This is a genomic window from Dyella jiangningensis (genome assembly GCF_003264855.1).
GTDB classification, from domain to species: domain Bacteria; phylum Pseudomonadota; class Gammaproteobacteria; order Xanthomonadales; family Rhodanobacteraceae; genus Dyella; species Dyella jiangningensis_C.
The window spans coordinates 20,033-38,190 of the sequence record NZ_NFZS01000002.1; the positions used below are offsets into that span (position 1 = coordinate 20,033).

An 18,158-nucleotide genomic window follows, 5' to 3' on the forward strand; every position below is an offset into this window, starting at 1 on the left:
GCCGGCGGGCTGAACCTGACGCTAGCCGTGCGCGAGTCGATGTGGCGTCAGCGCGGGCGACCGCGACGTTCACGGAAAACTTTCCGCGCGCCGGAAAAAGTGACCTTCGCCAAAGCGATGGTTTCACGATGCATCCGGCCTGCGAGCGCGGTACAAGGCTTGCTTCCCATGCGATGCCGGGTCCGTCGCGCATGCGCCGCGGATGACGCGCGCCTGAACAACACCGACCGCACAAGGAGCCACCATGCCCACCAAGCCTCCCTACCCGCCCAAGCACGGCAGCGGCGACCGCAACGAGAACCCGGTCGCCCGCATGGACGCCAAACAGCAGAAGGAACGCGACAAGAAGATCAACGACGGCGAGGAACGTCGCAAGAAGCAGTCGGACCGCGACGAAGGTCATCGATAGCGCCGGCTACGCCGCAACGCATCCCGGCCGCGCGGCCGCCCTCCCGGCGACCACGCGTGACGGTGCCCGTTCCCTGAGCTGAGGGTGGACCTGCGGCAGAAGCGACGCGCTTCTTCCCCGGCTACTCCGCCTTGGCCGCCTTCCACTCCTTGATGACCTCCTGCTTGCGTCGCTCCATGCGCTCACCGAGCTCCTGCAGGGTGGTCTTGTCCAGCAGCGACTTGGCCTGCTTGAACATGTCCTGCTCTTCCTCCTTGACGTGGTGCTCGATCAGTTCCTTCAGCACCTTGGCGCGGCCGGAGAACTGCTCGGACGACGGATCGGTCTGCAGCAGGTCGGGCAGTACCAGGTCTTCCGCGGCGCGGTGCTCCTCCAGCGCTTCGTAGTACATCTTGGCCTGCTCCTTGTCGCCCGCTTCCTTGTACGCCGGATAGAAGATCTCCTCTTCGATCGTCGTGTGCGCGTGCAGGTTGAGATGGATTTCGCGCAACAACGTGCTGCGACGCTTGACGGCCCGCGTCGTGGTCTCGGCGAGTTCCGCAAGCAGTTCCTTGACGGCTTGATGGTCGTTCTTCAGCAACTGGATCGCATCCATGGGCATGACCTGAAAAAGTACGTGCGATCGATCCTGCAAGCGCGGTTGTGAATGCGTTGCCGCGCAAAAGCGAAGCTCTCGTCAAAGGCGACCAGGCATCGATCAACCCTTCTCGTGCGAGTGCTTGAGGGCGCGCATCTCGTCGTGGCCGGCGCGCACCGGCGCGTAGGCCGCCTGCACGGCGTCACGTGCCCGCGGCCCGAGCGACTCCTCCGCCAGCGCACGTTCGAACTTGTCCTTGATGTGGTCTTCGCCCCGCTCGACCTCATCGATCACGGCGCGATCGCCGTGGCTCATGTGCGAACGAAGATCGAGGAACATGCGATGGACGGAAGCCAGCACGGTGCCGTCGTCTTCCGGCTCGCCGCCGAGATCGCGCACCGCCACCCGCAGCTCCGCGACGACCCGGCGCCGCTCCGCGGCCCATTGGCGGAACAGGTCCGCGATCATGGGGTTCTTGGCGTGATCCGCCGCCTCGCTGTAGCCATCGGAACTGTCCAGCGTGGCGGCAATGAGGTCGTTCAGTACGTCGATGTCATGCGAGCGCTCGTTCATGGCGTTCCTCCGTTCGGGCAAAGGGAATACAGGCGGCGGCGCACGTCACGACGCCGCCGCCCGAGGGACTACCGCTCATGGCGTCAACACCACCTTGCGGCATTCGTCGGACATCTCGTTGAACAGGCGATAGCCTTCGGCGGCGTGATCCAGCTCCATCCGGTGCGAAATGATGACGTCGGGCCGAAGGTCGCCGTTCTCGATCCGGTCGAGCAACAGCGGGAGATAGCGCTGCACGTGCGTCTGGCCCATCTTGAAGGTCAGCCCCTTGTCGAAGGCGTCGCCGATGAGGAACGCATGCACGAAACCCGCGTACACGCCGGCGATGCTCACGACGCCGCCCCGACGCGTGGCGGCGATGCATTGGCGTAGCGCCGCGCCTGAGCTCGTCTCGGCCTTGATCGCGGTGAGCACTTCGTCGCCCGTGCTGCCCTTCGCCTCGAAACCGATGGCGTCGATGCTTGCATCCGCCCCGCGGCCGGAGGTGAGCGCCAGGATCCGTTCGGACGGCTGGATGTCGTCGTACCCGAAGTTGATCGGCACCACGCCGTAGGTGGCCTCGGCGAAATCCAGGCGATACTGCGCTTCGTCGACCTGGTAGATGGTGTCCACGCCCGCAAGCCGTGCGCACGCGGCGGCCATCAGCCCGACGGGGCCGGCGCCGAAGATGGCCACGCTGTCGCCGGGGCCGACGCCCGCATTGAGCACGGCCTGATATCCCGTCGGCAGGATGTCGGTGAGAAACAGCACCTGTTCGTCGGCGAGGCTGCCGGGAATCACGAACGGCCCGACATTGGCCTTGGGCACGCGCACGAACTCCGCCTGCCCGCCCGCCACGCCGCCATACAGGTGGCTGTAGCCGAACAGTGCCGCAGGCGGCGTGATGTGGCGGCGCTGCTTGAGCGTGGCACCCTGGTCGGGGTTGGTGGTTTCGCAGCAGGCGTACTGCTCGCGCGTGCAGAAGAAGCATTTGCCGCAGGCGATCACGAACGGAACGACCACGCGATCGCCCTGCTTCACCGCCGTGACGGCGGGCCCCACCTCTTCCACCACGCCCATGAACTCGTGGCCGAGGATGTCGCCATCCTTCATGGCGGGCATCTTGCCGCGATACAGGTGCAGGTCCGAGCCGCAGATCGCCGTGGCGGTGATGCGGAGCAGGAGATCATCCTCCTGATGAAGGATCGGATCGGGGACGCGCTCGACACGCACGTCCCTGGCACCGTGGTAAGTCAGTGCACGCATAGGAAAATCTCGGTCGAAGTGGCGCCGACGCAGCCGGCAGCGGCGGTTTCGTGCGAACGCCACGGTCGGCCGGATGCATCTGGACGGCAGCCAGAGCTTGCGCACTCGCCGCGGGATGCGGCGTGAGAAGGCCATCAACCTCGCGTGCATGCGTTTGCGGCCTCATGCAGGCCGGGCGCATCGTTCGTGCGTCGCGAGCGCCACGGCGAGCCGCTCGCTATTTCGGCTGCGCGCCACCCGACGGTGTCGACGGCAGCGCGAACGCCATGACGTAGTCGCCCTGTCGCGTACCGAGGCCACCATGGCCGCCCGCGGCGATGACGACGTACTGTCGTCCGTCCGCGCCCTGGTAGCTCATGGGCGTCGCCTGTCCGCCGGCAGGCAGCCGCGCACGCCAGAGCTCCTTGCCCGTGCGCTCGTCGAACGCGCGCAGGTAGTTATCGGCCGTTGTCGTATCACGAGGACGTGGAACGGCGACGAAGCCTTCGTCTACGTATCGCAGCGCCGCCGTGCTCGCGACGGCGAGCACAGCCACGCGACTCAAGGCCGATCGGTCGTCGTCGACGTGTGCTTGGGCGTGCGGCGGGGCTCGAGAAAGATCCGCTGGAATTCCGGCTGCTGCGCACGGATGCCCTCTTCGAGCTCGACGATCGCGGCTTCCAGCTGGGCCAGCGACAGCCGATCGTCGAACTTGACGCTCGCCGCGAGCAGGATGTCATGCGGTGCGAAGTGCATGGTCCATACGCGGTGCACGTCGACGACGGCGGGATGGCTGCACAGCTGCTCGCGCAGTCTCTTCCGCACCACGGAGCTGGCTGCCTCGCCGGTCAGCAGGCCGCGGCATTCGTTGGCCAGCAGCGTGGCGGTGGCCGCCAGTATCAGGCCGATGAGTACGGAGGCCAGGCCGTCGTAGAGCGCGTTGCCGGTCCACTGCGTCAGCGCCACGCCGAGCAGCGCGACCAACAGGCCGGCCAGCGCGGCCGTATCCTCGAACAGCACGGTGAACACCGCCGGATCCTTGCTCGATCGCACGGCGCGGATCCAGCCGAGGCGCCGGCTCTCGCGCCGGAATTCACGCAACGCCAGGAGCCATACCGAGCCCTCGAACAGGACGCCGACGCCCAGCACGATGTAGTTCACCCACGGATTCGTCATCGCCTCGGGACGGATGAGCTTGCTTATGCCCTGGTAGATCGACACGCCGGCACCCAGGCCGAAGATCATGATCGCCACCACGAACGACCAGAAATACAGTTCCAGTCCGTGACCGAACGGGTGCGCCTCGGAGGCGGGGCGCGTCGCGCGCCGCATGCCCAGCAGCATCAGCCACTGGTTGCCGGTGTCGACCAGCGAGTGCACGGCCTCGCTCCACATGGCCGAGCTGCCGGTGAAGGCGGCAGCCACGGTCTTGGAGATCGCGATCGCCAGGTTGCCCGCAAGCGCCGCCCAGACGACCGCAGTCGAGCGCTGGCGGCTGGCGGTAATCCGGCGGGATGCATTGCGTTGCATGGTATCGATCGGATACTCCTGCGCGCCGCGCGCCCGCTCCTGCGAAGCGAATGATGCAAGCCGCGCCGCGAACTCGGTGATGGACGAACCTGTTCGACCATCCTGATACCGGAAAAGTAGGCATCCACGTGATGGCGGCGGGTCGATGCCGGGTGACCGCGATCATCACGACCCCGAACGAACCTGCGTTCCGTTGCCACGCCGAAAATGGCGCACACGCGCGGCTCATGCAGCGCGCCGCCTCGACGGGGACGCCGTCGCCATGCACGGCGTCGCCACGCCTCCGTTATGAAACATCGAGCTGATGGCGACCCCGTCTTCACTATCGGCCGCCTACGGTGAATCCGCCACACGATGGGGTCGCACCTGGCGATGGCTCAGATCTTTTCGAGATATGCCGCCTTCTACGCACGCCTCGTTCTGTTAGCCCTGCTGGTGATGGTCATTTCAAGCGTGTTTGCGTGGCGCGCACTGACCAGCGAGCGCCATGCCGTGGATGAAACGGTGGACCAGCCCGTGCCCTTCAGCCACAAGCACCACGTGGATGACGTCGGCCTCGATTGTCGTTATTGCCACACCACCGTGGAGCGCGCGGCCCGTGCAGGCATTCCGCCCGTGGCTACGTGCATGACCTGCCACTCGCAATTGTTCACCGACCAGCCGATGCTGCAGCCCTTGCTGAAAGCGTGGCGCGACGGCACGCCCATCGCCTGGCAGCGGGTCAACCAGCTTCCGGATTTCGTGTATTTCGACCATTCGATCCACGTGGCGAAAGGCATCGGCTGTTCGAGCTGCCACGGGCGCGTCGACCAGATGCCGCTGATGCGGCGCACGCAGACGCTCTCCATGAAGTGGTGCCTCGATTGCCATCGTCACCCCGAGGCCTATGTGCGTCCACGCGAACGGATCTACGACATGTCCTGGCAGCCCGGCGACCAGCGCGCACTGGGCGAGGCACTGGTCGGCGCGTATCGGATCGATCGCAAGAAGCTCACGGACTGCTCGCTATGCCATCGATGACGCCGCATGGACGGGCGCACATGCAGGCGCGGCTCGCGGGCAAGCATGGGCCGCTGTACTGGCGCGCACTCGAAGACCTGGTCGACGAGCCCGGCATGCAGCAACACCTGCGCGACCCATGGCCCGCATGGGCGGGAACCGCGCCGATGGGCAGGCGTGCATTCCTCAAGCTGCTTGGTGCGTCGCTGGCGATGGCAGGCATCACCGCCTGCGGCCGGCCACCGGCAGACAGCGTGCTTTCGACAAGCCACACGCGCACCAGCGGCAACGCGGAGGCGCTCTTTTACGCCACGACCTTGTACATGGCGGGAGAAGCCGTCGGCGTACTGGTGGAAACGCACGAGGGCCGCCCCACCAAGATCGAGGGCAATCCGGGACACCCGGCCAGCCTCGGCGCCACCGGCCCGCTGTTGCAGGCCGCGGTGCTGGACCTGTGGGATCCGGATCGCTCACCCTCGCCGCGACTGCGCGACGAGGTGGCGACCTGGAGCGACTTCGAGGCGCAGGTCCTGCGGTGGGGCGCGCGATATCGGCACGATGGCACGGGGCTGCGCATTCTCAGTGCGCCGATGTTGTCACCGACGCTGCGCGCGCAGCGCGACGATTGGCTGGCGCGCCATCCGGGCGCGCAGTGGCACGTGCACGATGCCGTGGACGACCGCTCATCGGTACAGGGCTCGATACTCGCCTTCGGCCAGCCGCATGCCTGCCGCTACCGGCTGGACGAGGCCGATATCGTGCTGTCGCTCGAAGCCGACCTACTCGATGGCAGCCCCGCCCACCTGGCATACGCCAACGCCTCCGCCCGGCGGCGCGAGGCGGAAGGCGGCCAACGCATGAGCCGCTGGTACGCGGTGGAAGGCACCCCGTCGCTCACGGGCGCCATGGCGGATCATCGCTGGATCGTGGCCTCGTCGCGCATCGCCGACGTGCTGCTGGCGCTGGCCCGTGCCCTGGGCGTGGACGTCGACGTGGCCGCGTCACCCACGCTCGATCAGACACGCATCGCCGCGCTCGCCGAGGACCTGCAATCGCATGCGGGTCGCAGTGTCATTGCCGTGGGCGAAAGCCAGCCTGCACACGTTCACGCCCTGGCTCATCTTCTCAATGCGCGCCTGGGCAACGCCGACCGGACGGTGTTCTACCGGGCCATCGAACCGCCGGCACCCGACCTGGCGTCGCTGTGCGCGGACATGCACGCCGGCCGCGTGAGCACGCTGCTGCTGCTCGACACGAACCCCGTCTATGACGCGCCGGCGGATTTCGCGTTCGCATCCGCGCTGGCCAAGGTGCCGACCACGGTACACGCCGGCCTCTATCGCGATGAAAGCGGCATGGCCTGCCAATGGCATCTCCCGCTCTCGCATGGGCTGGAAAGCTGGTCCGACGCGCTTTCATCCGACGGCACCTGCAGCCTCGCGCAGCCCGCCATCGAGACCCTGTACGACACGCGCTCGATCCATGAACTGGTCGCGCTGCTGAACGGCGACACGGAGCAACGCGGGCGGGCGATCATCCGCCAGCGATGGGCCAGGCTGACGGACGAAGCATGGGACGCGGCATTGCGCGATGGCGTCATACCGGAAGCCATGCCCGACACTCCCGCGCCTTCGCCATCGCCGGATGTCGCTTCCTACTGGCCATCGCGATTCACCGCGCCTCCGCTCGAACTGCTGTTCCGTCCGGATGCGCTGCTGCGTGATGGCCGCCATGCCAACAACGCATGGCTGCAGGAATGTCCCCGCCCGCTCACCCAGCTCACCTGGGGCAATGCCGCGCTGATCAGCCCGCGCCTGGCCGAAGGGCATGGCCTCGCGAACGGCGACTTGGTGAAGCTCGATGTGAGCGGTAGGGCGTTGGAAGTACCGGTATGGATCATGCCCGGCCAGGCCGACACCTGCGTGACACTGCACCTCGGGCACGGGCGCACGCATGCCGGACGCGTGGGCAGCGGCATAGGCGTCAACGCCTACGCGCTCAGGACGGCAGGCGAGTCCTGGATAGCGCACGCGACGATGTCGCCGTCGCAAGGCCACGCGGCGCTGGCCTCGGTGCAGTCGCACGATCGCACCGAGGAACGCCTCCCCATCCGTGAAATGACGGTGGCGGCGCTGGGCGCCGCACGCGCCGCCCCTGACGAAACCCCGCCCAGCCTTTACGACGAGCCGCCGCCCGGCGATGTCGCCTGGGGCATGACCATCGACCTCAACGCCTGCATCGGCTGCAAGGGTTGCACGGTCGCCTGCCAGGCGGAAAACAACATCCCGGTCGTCGGAGCCGAAGAGGTGCGCCGCGGGCACCAGATGCACTGGATCCGCGTCGACCGCTACTACAGCGGGCAGCCGTCGAACCCCGGCATCGCGCATCAGCCCGTGCCGTGCATGCACTGCGAGCATGCGCCGTGCGAGCTGGTGTGCCCGGTGGGCGCGACCGTGCATGACAGCGACGGCCTGAACGTGCAGGTCTACAACCGCTGCGTCGGCACGCGCTTCTGCTCCAACAACTGTCCGTACAAGGTGCGCCGTTTCAACTTCCTGCAATACGCCGATCTCGATACGGAGAGCCTGAAGGCGCAGCGCAACCCCGACGTCACCGTGCGCAACCGTGGCGTCATGGAAAAATGCACGTACTGCATACAACGCATCGAGCAAGCCCACATCGCGGCCGATCGCGATGGCAGGGCCATGGAAGATGGCGATGTCGTCACCGCCTGCCAGGCGGCCTGCCCTACCCGCGCCATTCATTTCGGCAACCTGCGCGACGCACGCAGCGACGTCAGCGGCACGCGGCGATCGAAGCGGCTTTACACACTGTTGCCCGAACTCAACACGCGGCCGCGCACGGCGTACCTGGCGCGCGTGCGCAACCCGCATCCTTCGCTCGCGGGAGAGGAGGCATGAACGTCGTGCCGTTCCCGCCGACGCCCACGCCACCGCAGCGCCTCTCCGCCAGGCGCATCAGCCGGGACGTCAGCGATATCGTCCTGCATCGGCCCAGCGGCATCGCATGGCTCGCCAGTTTCATCCTGGCCCTGGTGCTCATGGGCGTGTTCGTCGTGGGCATCGGGCATCTGGTGGCGACCGGCATCGGCATCTGGGGCAACAACATCCCGGTGGCGTGGGCCTTCGACATCACGAACTACGTATGGTGGATCGCCATCGGCATGGCGGGCACCTTCATCTCCGCCGCGCTGCTGCTCGCCCGGCAGGACTGGCGCGCCTCGCTGAGCCGCTATGCCGAAACGATGACGGTGTTCGCGGTGGCCATCTCCGGCCTGTTTCCCATCCTGCACCTCGGCCGGCCGTGGTTCTTCTACTGGCTTGCGCCGTACCCGGACCGCATGGGCCTGTGGCCGCAATGGCGAAGTTCGCTGCTATGGGATTTCTTCGCGATCATCGCCTACCTGCTGGTATCGATCCTGTACTGGTACGTCGGGCTGCTGCCCGACCTGGCCACGCTGCGCGATCGCGCCACGAAGCGATGGCAGCAACTGTTCTACGGCACGTTGGCGCTGGGCTGGCGCGGCGAGGCGCGCCATTGGCAGCAGCACGAGACACTCAGCGTGGTGCTCGCGGGCATCGCGGTTCCGCTGGTGTTTTCCGTGCACAGCATGGTCGCACTCGATTTTTCCGAAGGCTTGCTGCCCGGCTGGCATTCGACCCTGTTTCCGCCCTTTTTCGTCGCGGGCGCGTTCTTCTCTGGCTTTGCGATGGCCCTGGTGCTGGCCGTCGTGCTCCGGCGCTGCTACGGATTGCAGGACTACATCACGCCGCTTCACCTGGATCGTCTCGCGCGCATGACGCTCGCTGCAGGACTGGTGATCGACTACAGCTATGCCATGGAGGTCTTCGACGCGTTCTACAGTCAGAACCGCTACGACATCGCCTCGATGTTGAACAAGTTCGCAGGGAGCTACGCCTGGGCGTACTGGACGACGATCGCCTGCAATGTCATCGCCATCCAGCTGCTGTGGTGGCGGCGCGTGCGCCACACGCCATGGGCGCTGCTCGTGATCGGGTTGCTGGTGCTCGTCGGCATGTGGTTCGAGCGCTTCCTGCTGATCGTCAACAGCCTCTTCCGGGATTTCCTTCCTTCGAGCTGGCACCTGTACTACCCGACCCTGTGGGATTTCGTGTTCCTGTTCGGATCGATAGCGCTCTTCGTTCTGCTCCTGCTGCTGTTCGTGCGGTGGTTGCCGATGCTCCCCATGGCTGAACTGCGCAAGGCGGCCACGCTGCGCGCCAAGGCGACGCCATGAACGGCCAGCCGATCTACGGAAGCATGGTGGTGTTCGCGCAGGCGGACGACCTGTTGCGCGCCACGAGGCATCTGCGCGCCGCCGGCTGCGTGGCGTTGGAAGCCTATTCGCCTCATGCGGTCGAGGGCCTCGCGGATGCGCTCGGTTCCGACAGCTCGTTCATGCCGAAACTCATGTTCGCCGCGGGGACCGTGGGCGGCGGCGCCATGCTCGCCCTCCAGTACTACGCGGCCGTCGTGGACTACCCCATCCATATCGCGGGACGACCGCTCGCCAGCTGGCCCGCCTTCATCCCGGCTGCGCTGGAGATCGCCCTGCTCTGCGCCGTCGTCGCCGGCGTGATCGCTCTGTTCGCGCGCTGCCGCTTGCCCTGCCTGTATCACCCGGTCTTCCACGTCGATGCTTTTGCGCACGCGAGCCAGGACGCCTATGCGTTGTTGCTGAGAAGCGACGACGCGCTTTACGGAGACATCGCGCTGCCGAGCCTGCTCGCGGACTGCTCACCGATGCTGATCGCCGAGGTGCCACGGTGAAGTCCGCCGGCATGCTGCTGCTCGTGCTCAGCATCGCCGGGTGCGAACGCGGCGTGCACGACATGTACGACCAGCCGCACTATCGGCCCGGCGATGCAAGCCCGTTGTTCGCCGACGGCGCGGCCACTCGTCCGCCGGCCGAGGGAACGGTCGCCCACGGCGGCGGCACGCTGGCGCAGACGAGCAGCGGACGGCGCGGGCGCCTGACGCCCGAACGACCGCCCGCCGTCACGGAGGCGTTGCTGCGCAGGGGCCGCGAGCGTTACGGCATCCATTGCGCGCCGTGCCACGGCCTTGCGGGAGATGGCGACGGCATCGTCGTGCAGCGCGGCTTTCCATCGCCACCCAGCTATCACACCGGTCGCCTGCGCGATGCCACGGATCAACATCTTTATGACGTGATCACCCAAGGCTATGGCGTGATGCATCCCTATCGCGAGCGCATCGGCCCGCAGGATCGCTGGGCGATCGTGGCGTACGTTCGCGCCCTGCAGGGCAGTCGACACATGCCGATGGACAAGCTCGACGACCACGACAAAACGATGCTCGACCATGCAGGCGCATCGCCATGAAACGTCGCGCCCCGGCCATCGGGTGGCGCTTCATCGCCGCGCTGGCGATCGGCTGGCTCGTGCTGTGGCTGGTCGCCCTGCGTGATCCGGAACGGGTGTTCACCGCCTATCTGGCGGCCTGGCTGCTGCTGCTCGCCATTCCGCTGGGCAGCCTCTGCCTGCTGATGATCCACGCGTTGACCGGCGGCGAGCGGGGGCGCGAACTTCGTCGCCACTGCACCGATGCGGTCCGATGCCTGCCGCTTTCGCTGCTGCTTTCGCTGCCGCTGATGTGCGGTGCGCCGTGGCTGTTCGGCTGGGCGCAAGCTGCGCATCGCGACGACTGGCCCGTCCACTACCTCAACCTGCCGTTCTTCTACCTGCGCTGCGCGGCCTGCTTCGCCTGCTGGCTGATGCTCGCGCGCGGTGCCGTGCGGCGCGCCGGACGCGATGCGTGGACGGGGTACGCCGCAGGCGGGCTGATCCTGATGCTGCTTTCCACCTCGATCGGCGCCGTGGACTGGATCATGTCCCGCGTGGCGGGCTGGCACAGCACGGCGCTGGGCGCGACCTTGTTTGCCTCGCAACTGCTGACGGCGCTGGCTTTTGCCGTGTGGCGGCATCTGCGCGACGCCACCCAGGCCGGCCTCGCGCCACGGCGGCAGGACATGGCCAACCTGCTGCTGGTCGCAGCGCTTGGCTGGGGCTATCTCGCCTTCATGGACTATCTCACCGCGTGGATCTCGGACCTGCCCGCCGACAACGCGTGGTACCTGCCACGGCTGCGCACCGACTGGCGATGGCTGGGCGCCACACTGGCGGTGGTGCCGCTTTCATGCATCCTGCCGCTGCTCGCGCGCGCGGTGAAGCAGAGCGTGACGCCATTGCGCTGGATCGCCGGCCTGCTGTTCGTCACGCAGGCCTTCTACGACCTCTGGCTGGTGCTGCCCGATGTCCACCGCGGCGGCCCTGCATGGTCCTGGAGGGAGCCGCTCGCATGGCTGTGCGCCACCGGACCGGCGATCTGCGCCTGGATTCCCGGGAAGACGCGTCGCGTGGACACGGATGCGCGTGCCATGGACGCCGCCACATGACGCAGCCGGCGCGCCATGAGGAACACCATGTCGACATGCGCGCGCTGCGACGCATCGGCCTGTGGCTGGCCGTGGGGTTCATGGCCGTGCTCGTCGCCATGCATGCGCTGTGGCGCCAGTTTCCAAAGCCGGCATCCGTGCACACCACGGCATTTTCGGGCGCCCGCCTGCAGGCCCATGCGCCCCACGACAGGGAAGAAACGCTCGCCGTCCAGCGCAGGCGTCTTGCGCAATACCGCTGGACTGACGCCGGTCATCGTTACGCGCAGATTCCGATAGAACGCGCGATGGACATCGTGGTCGATGATGCCCGACGCCATGCCAAGGAGACGCGGCCATGACCGCGCGGCTGCTCCTGCTATTGGCGCTGTCCCTGCTGTGCGGCGCCGCCATGCCTCCCGCCGACCTGGATCGGCGCGCGGGATTCGACCAGCACCTGGGCGCGCAGCTGCCGCTGCAGGTCGCACTGCGCGATGGTGGCGATGTCATGGCCACGCTGCAAGCGCGCGCGCATGGACGACCCATGGCCATCGCGCTGGGATATCTGGACTGCACCCATCTCTGCGATACCGTCATGCAAAGTCTCGCGCATGCGCTGGCGCACGCGGGATTGCAGCCGGGCCGCGACCTGGAAGTACTGTTCCTCAGCATCGACCCACGCGAAGGTGCCGATGCCGCCACCCGCGCCGCGCAGCATCTGACCCGCATCGAGCCCGCCGCGCTGCCCGCGCGCTGGCAATACCTACGCGCCGCACCGGATGCGTTGCGCGAGATCACGCAACCGCTGGGCTTTCGCTATTTCCGCGACGAGCGCCTGAACGAGTACGTGCATCCCGCGGGCGTGGTCGTGGTGACACCCCAGGGCAAGGTGTCACGCTACCTGTTCGGCGTCGAATACCAGCCGCACACGCTTCGCCTCGCCGTCGTGGAAGCTTCCCGCGGCGCCGTCGGATCCCTGACCGATCGCCTCGTGCTGCTCTGTTGCGGCTACGACCCCACCACTGGCCGCTACACCCTGCTGATCGGCAAGGTGATGCAACTGCTGGGCGTCACTTTCGCCGCCGCGTTGTTCACCGCCGCGGCATGGCACGCATGGAGGCGCCGTGCATGATGTCCACCACCTTGCAGGCTTCGTCGATCGCGCCGGACATCGACACGCTGTTCAACACGATGCTCGTGGTGAGCAGCATCGTCGTGGCGGGTGTCTTCGGCACCATGATCGTGTTCTGCATCCGCTATCGCCGCGGCAGCCCGGCGGATCGCACCGAGCGGAAGTCGTCGTCGCTGGGCATCGAACTGGCCTGGACGCTGGTGCCGCTGGTGCTGTTCATCGGGCTGTTCGGGTGGAGCATCGGCTTGTGGCAGCGGCTGCAGACGCCGCCGGCCGACTCAGCCGTGATCTACATCGTGGCCAAGCAATGGATGTGGAAGGCGCAGCACCCGAACGGGCAGCGCGAGATCAACGCCCTGCACGTACCCATCGGCCAGCCGATACAACTGGTGATGACCTCGGAAGACGTGATCCACAGCTTCTACGTGCCGGCCTTCCGCGTGAAGCAGGACGTGTTGCCAGGGCGCTACACCCAGCTGTGGTTCACGGCCACCCGGCTCGGGAGTTTTCCGCTGTTCTGCGCCGAGTTCTGCGGCACCGACCATGCCGTGATGCGTGGCGATATCGACGTGATGCAGCCGGCGGCGTATGCGCAATGGCTGCGACAGCACGCATCGGAAACCCTCGCCACGCGCGGCGCCACGCTGTTCCGGCAGCTGGGCTGCAGCGGTTGCCACGGCAGCCAGTCGACGGTGCACGCACCGGACCTGGCCGGCCTTTACGGCAACACCGTGGCGCTGTCCGACGGCTCGCGCGTGGTGGCCGACGACCGCTACCTGCACGACTCCATCATGCTGCCCGCGCTGCAGGTCGTGGCCGGCTACGCGCCGATCATGCCGAGCTACCAGGGACGCATCGGCGAAGAGGACGTGCTGGCCCTGATCGCGTACCTCAAGTCGCCCGCGCCGGAGGCCGCGCATGAACAGCACTGATCGCACCGTACCCGTGGACAACTACCTCACCGCGGGAGAGCCTGGGCTGGCCGGCTGGCTATGCACGCACGACCACAAGCGCATCGGCATCCTCTACGCCATCGGCATCACGTTCTTCTTCTTCCTCGGCGGCATCGCCGCCACGCTGATCAGGCTCAACCTCATCGTGCCCGCGGGCGCGCTGATGAGCGCGGAGACCTACAACAAGGCATTCACCTTCCACGGCGTGGTGATGGTGTGGTTCTTCCTCATCCCGTCGATTCCCGCCACGCTGGGCAACTTCCTGCTGCCGTTGATGATCGGTGCACGGGACGTGGCGTTTCCGCGGCTGAACCTGTTCAGCTGGTACCTGTACGTGGGCGGCGGCCTTTTCACCATCGGCGCCCTGCTGCTGGGCGGCGTCGATACCGGATGGACCTTCTACACGCCCTTCTCCACCATGTTCTCCAACACGCACGTGGTGCTGGCCGTGATCGGCGTCTTCGTGGTCGGGTTCTCCTCGATCCTTACCGGCCTCAACTTCATCGTGACCGTGCACACCATGCGCACCGTGGGCATGCACTGGTTCCGGCTGCCGCTGTTCGTGTGGGCCTTGTACGCGACCAGCCTGGTGATGGTGCTGGCGACACCCGTGCTCGCCATGACGCTCTCGCTCATCGCGCTGGAGCGACTGTTCGGCGTGGGCATCTTCGATCCGGCGCTTGGCGGCGATCCGCTGCTGTTCCAGCACTTCTTCTGGTTCTACTCGCACCCGGCGGTCTACATCATGATCCTGCCGGCGATGGGCGTGGCGAGCGAGCTGATCACCTGCGGCGTGCGCCGGCGCATCTTCGGCTATCGCTTCATGGCGTGGTCGATGATGGCGATCGCGGTGATCGGCTTCATGGTGTGGGGACACCACATGTTCGTCGCCGGGCAATCGATGTACGCCGGCATCGTGTTCTCGATCCTCAGCTTCGTGGTGGCCGTGCCCTCGGCCATCAAGGTGTTCAACTGGGTGGCGACGCTGCACAAGGGCACCATCGATTTCCATGCGCCGATGCTTTACGCGCTGGGCTTCGTTGGCCTGTTCATGCTCGGCGGACTCACCGGGCTTTTCCTCGCCGCCACCGCGCTCGACGTCAACCTCACCGACACGTATTTCGTGGTCGCGCATTTCCACTACATCATGGTCGGCGGCTCGGTGATGGCCTACCTGGGCGGCATCCACTACTGGTGGCCCAAGATCACCGGCCGGCTCTATCCGGAAGGGCCCGCGCGCTTCGCCGCCATCCTCATGTTCTTCGGTTTCAACCTCACGTTCTTTCCGCAGTACCTGCTTGGCTACCTCGGCATGCCCCGGCGCTACCACGCGTATCCCGAGCCGTTCCAATGGTTGAACGTGCTGTCCTCCGCGGGCGCATCCATCCTTGCGGCCTCCTACCTGATGCCGCTGTGCTACCTGGGCTGGTCGCTGTGGCGCGGCGCAGCCGCCGGCCCCAATCCCTGGCGGGCCACCGGCCTGGAATGGACCACCACGTCACCGCCACCCGTGCACAACTTTCCGTTGCCGCCCGTGGTGAACGAGGGGCCGTACCAGTACTGCCCATGAGCGAAGCATCCACACCCCTGCTGGCCAACCGCGCCATCCAGTTCGATGACGATGCGCAGCAGCGCGAGTCGTCCGTGCTCGGCATGTGGGTGTTCATCGCGACCGAGGTGCTGTTCTTCGGCGTGCTTTTCGTGGGCTATACGGTCGCACGCGTGCAGTTTCCGCGCGCGTTCGCCGACGGCGGCGCACGCACCGATCTTCTGCTGGGCAGCATCGAGACCGGCATCCTGCTGATCAGCAGCTGCCTGGCGGCATTGGCGGTGCGCGACGTTCGGTTCGGCGCCTGCCGCATGGCGAGTTGGCTGCTGGCTGGCACGGCGCTGCTCGGCGTCACCTTCCTGGTGCTGCACGGCATCGAGTACCACGCGGAGTACGAGGAGGCGCTGATACCCGGCATGCGCTATCACCCGTCCGGACATCCGGCGCGGGCGATGATGATCTTCTTCTGCCTGTACTACGTCATTACCGGTTTCCACAGCCTCCATGTCGCCATCGGCGTGGCCCTGCTGTCGCGCCTGGCATGGAAGGCCTCGCGCGGGGCGTTCTCTTCGGACTATTTCGCGCCCGTCGAAGTCACGGCATTGTACTGGCACCTCGTCGACATCGTCTGGATATTCGTCTATCCGCTGGTCTACCTCGTGGGGCGATCGGCATGAAGGCATCGCCGCCCTCGCTGCGAAGCCAGCTGCTGACACTGGCGGCGCTGCTCGCGCTGCTTGCCCTCACCATCGTGCTGGCTCGCCTGCCGCTGGGGGCATTCAACGCCGCCCTGGCGGTCGCGATCTCCGCGTGCAAGGCGTTGCTGGTGATGGTGTTCTTCATGCGCGTGGGCGAGGGACACCCGTTCCTGCGCGTGGTGGCCGCGGCGGGATTTCTCTGGCTCTCGCTGTTGCTGGTGCTGGCGCTCGCCGACTATCTCACCCGCACGCCACTGGCGGGCCCATGGTGAACGGGCTCATGCATTGGCGTTTCACCGGCGTGGGATGCCTTCGCGCGTAGCCTGCACGGGCGCCTCGACCATCGCCAGGCTTGGGCATTCCCCTCTCCCAAGCGGCTTCACGCCGTCGGCGGCGCATCACAGGGGCGGCGGGCTTCCCTCTACCTGGCCCGCCGCCCTTTCTCGCGACTGCGCGCAACGCGCCGCGCGCCCTCTCGCACGACCCAAAGCAAAAGGCCGCCTTTCGGCGGCTTTTTGCTCCTTCACCCCGTTGCCGGATCAATGCGGCTTGGCCACGCCCTCGAGCAAGGTTTTCCGGGCCTGTTCGTGGCCCTGGACCATGTTGCTCAGCGAGACGATGCCCACCAGGCGCTTGTCGCGATTGACCACCGGAAGACGCCGCATGCCGAGGCTTGCCATGTTGTCGGCGACCTCCTGGATGTCGTCGTCCTCATAGCAGTACTTCACGCCCTGGCTCATGACATCGCGCACCTTGGCGTCTGCGCCGCGACCTTTCGCAACGCCCTGGATGACGATGTCGCGGTCGGTGATCATGCCGATCAGGCGATCACCGTCACCTACCGGCAGGCTGCCCACGTCGTTGTCGGCCATGGTCGTGGCCGCCTCGCGAAGGCTTTGGTCGGGGCCGACGAGCTTCACGTCGGCAGTCATTACATCGTGGATGGTTCGCATGGTCGATCACCTGAAGGACTGGATGAAAACGGTGCCGCCATCCTCGCCTGATCCCGGTTCACGTCGCGTCGATTCCGCTACCGACGCGTGTGAAAGCGCTCGCCACGGTCGTGCCGATCAGACGCTCGCCTCGTGCCGGGTGGAGATATCGTCGGCATTGTTGGCCTTGAAGATGTCCTCCACCACCGAACGCTGCTTGCTGTCTTCGGTGTGCACGGAGATGAGGATGTTGCCCTCGCGGATCTTTGCGTCGTAGCGCTTGGCTTCAAACTCGGGAATGCCAAGGCCGACCAGCGCGCCTATGATGCCGCCGGTCGCGGTACCCACGGCGGCGCCGCCCAGCGCGGCCATGATCGGGCCCGCCGCAATGAACGGTCCCACGCCCGGGATCGCCAATGCGCCGATGCCCACCAGCCAGCCCAGCGCCGCCCCCACGCCGAGCCCGGCCACGCCGCCGGCCGTGGCGCCTTCGGGCGCCTTGGTGTTGTGCTCGTGGGCGAAGTCCTTGCTGCCCCGGCGGTCCGGCAGAAGCACGGAAATGTCGTCGGCGGGGCATCCCGCCTGCTTCAGGTCCAGCACGATCTTCTCGGCCTGCTCAACCGTCTTGGCGATGCAGTAAACGGCGCTCTTCATGATGGTCTCTCCTCAGTGCTCGACGTCGAGCTGGTTGTCGACCCGGCTAACGCCGGAGGTACCGCTGGCGATGGTTTCCACGCGACTCTTCTCCTCGGCATTGCGCACGACGCCGCGCAACGTCACCACGCCGCCACTGGCAATCACCTTGACGTTGTGCGCCGTCGTCGACAGCGAATGCTCGCCAACGATGGCCTTGCGCACGTGCGCGGCCAGTTCCACGTCGGCCTTGTCGTTGGACTGGCTCTGGGCCGTGGGGTTGGCGCCATGGGCGTCGCGCTGGTTGGTCTTGCTGTTGTTCGGCGGGCGGCCGGTCGAGGACGGCGCGGCTTGATAGGCAAGGCCTTGCACCGCATATATGGAGAGCAAGGCGGACAACAGCAAACCGGTGTATTTGGGAGCTTTCATCGTGGATGGACCCGTCGGCGATATCGATTTCGGTTGTCGCAATCCATGAGTCCAGTGACGGTGAATATCCCGGCAAGCCTTAGT

General features: G+C 66.5%; 20 protein-coding genes and 1 pseudogene. 13 read left to right on the plus strand and 8 right to left on the minus strand.

All coding sequences use genetic code 11. The features are described from left to right. Nucleotides 1-244: 244 nt before the first annotated feature. Complete coding sequence (locus tag CA260_RS21155) at nucleotides 245-409, plus strand: hypothetical protein (RefSeq protein ID WP_172461805.1); 165 nt, start codon at nucleotides 245-247, stop codon at nucleotides 407-409. Nucleotides 410-530: 121 nt separating this feature from the next. On the opposite strand, the gene CA260_RS10800 is transcribed toward CA260_RS21155, so the two are convergent. The 5 genes and pseudogenes from CA260_RS10800 to CA260_RS10820 all read right to left on the minus strand — a co-directional run bounded on the left by CA260_RS10800 (nucleotide 531) and on the right by CA260_RS10820 (nucleotide 4,313). Then, nucleotides 531-1,004: a hemerythrin domain-containing protein gene (locus CA260_RS10800; RefSeq protein ID WP_111983117.1), complete on the minus strand. Its 474-nt coding sequence runs from the start codon at nucleotides 1,002-1,004 to the stop codon at nucleotides 531-533. 102 nt (nucleotides 1,005-1,106) lie between these two features. Next, nucleotides 1,107-1,559, minus strand: coding sequence for a PA2169 family four-helix-bundle protein (locus CA260_RS10805; RefSeq protein WP_111983118.1), 453 nt, complete (start codon nucleotides 1,557-1,559; stop codon nucleotides 1,107-1,109). A 75-nt stretch (nucleotides 1,560-1,634) separates the two neighbouring features. Then, nucleotides 1,635-2,804, minus strand: coding sequence for a zinc-dependent alcohol dehydrogenase (locus tag CA260_RS10810; RefSeq protein WP_111983119.1), 1,170 nt, complete (start codon nucleotides 2,802-2,804; stop codon nucleotides 1,635-1,637). 217 nt (nucleotides 2,805-3,021) lie between these two features. Further along, nucleotides 3,022-3,246: pseudogene (locus tag CA260_RS21340) on the minus strand (hypothetical protein); the annotation flags it as partial. A gap of 98 nt (nucleotides 3,247-3,344) precedes the next feature. Beyond that, the gene (locus CA260_RS10820) at nucleotides 3,345-4,313 is read right to left on the minus strand and encodes a cation diffusion facilitator family transporter (RefSeq protein ID WP_111983120.1); all 969 of its coding nucleotides are present in this window, start codon (nucleotides 4,311-4,313) and stop codon (nucleotides 3,345-3,347) included. Between the two features lie 372 nt (nucleotides 4,314-4,685). On the opposite strand from CA260_RS10820, the gene CA260_RS10825 reads away from it, so the two are divergent. Genes CA260_RS10825 through CA260_RS10880 form a run of 12 tightly spaced genes read left to right on the plus strand, consistent with a single transcriptional unit; the run spans nucleotide 4,686 to nucleotide 16,352 of the window. Continuing rightward, the gene (locus tag CA260_RS10825; protein ID WP_111983121.1) at nucleotides 4,686-5,333 is read left to right on the plus strand and encodes a cytochrome c3 family protein; all 648 of its coding nucleotides are present in this window, start codon (nucleotides 4,686-4,688) and stop codon (nucleotides 5,331-5,333) included. 20 nt (nucleotides 5,334-5,353) lie between these two features. Then, nucleotides 5,354-8,233, plus strand: a complete 2,880-nt coding sequence (locus CA260_RS10830) for a 4Fe-4S dicluster domain-containing protein (RefSeq protein WP_111983122.1) — start codon at nucleotides 5,354-5,356, stop codon at nucleotides 8,231-8,233. Further along, the gene (gene nrfD, locus CA260_RS10835) at nucleotides 8,230-9,591 is read left to right on the plus strand and encodes an NrfD/PsrC family molybdoenzyme membrane anchor subunit (RefSeq protein ID WP_111983123.1); all 1,362 of its coding nucleotides are present in this window, start codon (nucleotides 8,230-8,232) and stop codon (nucleotides 9,589-9,591) included. The genes CA260_RS10830 and nrfD overlap by 4 nt, the downstream gene beginning before the upstream one ends. Beyond that, nucleotides 9,588-10,124, plus strand: coding sequence for a DUF3341 domain-containing protein (locus CA260_RS10840; protein WP_111983124.1), 537 nt, complete (start codon nucleotides 9,588-9,590; stop codon nucleotides 10,122-10,124). The genes nrfD and CA260_RS10840 overlap by 4 nt, the downstream gene beginning before the upstream one ends. Next, the gene (locus CA260_RS10845) at nucleotides 10,121-10,696 is read left to right on the plus strand and encodes a c-type cytochrome (protein WP_238149716.1); all 576 of its coding nucleotides are present in this window, start codon (nucleotides 10,121-10,123) and stop codon (nucleotides 10,694-10,696) included. The genes CA260_RS10840 and CA260_RS10845 overlap by 4 nt, the downstream gene beginning before the upstream one ends. Then, on the plus strand, nucleotides 10,693-11,769 hold the full coding sequence (locus CA260_RS10850) for a hypothetical protein (protein ID WP_111983125.1): 1,077 nt from the start codon (nucleotides 10,693-10,695) through the stop codon (nucleotides 11,767-11,769). Before CA260_RS10845 ends, CA260_RS10850 begins: the two co-directional genes overlap by 4 nt. Continuing rightward, entirely contained in the window at nucleotides 11,766-12,110 is a 345-nt protein-coding gene (locus CA260_RS10855; protein ID WP_111983126.1) for a hypothetical protein, read from the plus strand. The genes CA260_RS10850 and CA260_RS10855 overlap by 4 nt, the downstream gene beginning before the upstream one ends. Continuing rightward, the gene (locus tag CA260_RS10860) at nucleotides 12,107-12,880 is read left to right on the plus strand and encodes an SCO family protein (protein WP_111983127.1); all 774 of its coding nucleotides are present in this window, start codon (nucleotides 12,107-12,109) and stop codon (nucleotides 12,878-12,880) included. Before CA260_RS10855 ends, CA260_RS10860 begins: the two co-directional genes overlap by 4 nt. Beyond that, the gene (gene coxB / locus CA260_RS10865; protein WP_202864076.1) at nucleotides 12,877-13,812 is read left to right on the plus strand and encodes a cytochrome c oxidase subunit II; all 936 of its coding nucleotides are present in this window, start codon (nucleotides 12,877-12,879) and stop codon (nucleotides 13,810-13,812) included. The genes CA260_RS10860 and coxB overlap by 4 nt, the downstream gene beginning before the upstream one ends. Next, nucleotides 13,799-15,403 (plus strand): cytochrome c oxidase subunit I, encoded by a 1,605-nt coding sequence (locus CA260_RS10870; RefSeq protein WP_111983128.1) that lies wholly within the window; start codon nucleotides 13,799-13,801, stop codon nucleotides 15,401-15,403. The genes coxB and CA260_RS10870 overlap by 14 nt, the downstream gene beginning before the upstream one ends. Next, nucleotides 15,400-16,059, plus strand: a complete 660-nt coding sequence (locus CA260_RS10875) for a cytochrome c oxidase subunit 3 family protein (protein WP_111983129.1) — start codon at nucleotides 15,400-15,402, stop codon at nucleotides 16,057-16,059. Before CA260_RS10870 ends, CA260_RS10875 begins: the two co-directional genes overlap by 4 nt. Further along, nucleotides 16,056-16,352, plus strand: coding sequence for a cytochrome C oxidase subunit IV family protein (locus tag CA260_RS10880; RefSeq protein WP_111983130.1), 297 nt, complete (start codon nucleotides 16,056-16,058; stop codon nucleotides 16,350-16,352). Before CA260_RS10875 ends, CA260_RS10880 begins: the two co-directional genes overlap by 4 nt. A 267-nt stretch (nucleotides 16,353-16,619) precedes the next feature. On the opposite strand, the gene CA260_RS10885 is transcribed toward CA260_RS10880, so the two are convergent. The 3 genes from CA260_RS10885 to CA260_RS10895 form a co-directional block, all read right to left on the minus strand. Beyond that, a complete protein-coding gene (locus CA260_RS10885; RefSeq protein WP_111983131.1) occupies nucleotides 16,620-17,033 on the minus strand; it encodes a CBS domain-containing protein in 414 nt (137 codons plus the stop codon). 117 nt (nucleotides 17,034-17,150) lie between these two features. Further along, nucleotides 17,151-17,666, minus strand: a complete 516-nt coding sequence (locus CA260_RS10890) for a hypothetical protein (protein WP_111983132.1) — start codon at nucleotides 17,664-17,666, stop codon at nucleotides 17,151-17,153. Nucleotides 17,667-17,678: 12 nt separating this feature from the next. Next, nucleotides 17,679-18,074, minus strand: coding sequence for a BON domain-containing protein (locus CA260_RS10895; RefSeq protein ID WP_172461807.1), 396 nt, complete (start codon nucleotides 18,072-18,074; stop codon nucleotides 17,679-17,681). Nucleotides 18,075-18,158: the final 84 nt, after the last annotated feature.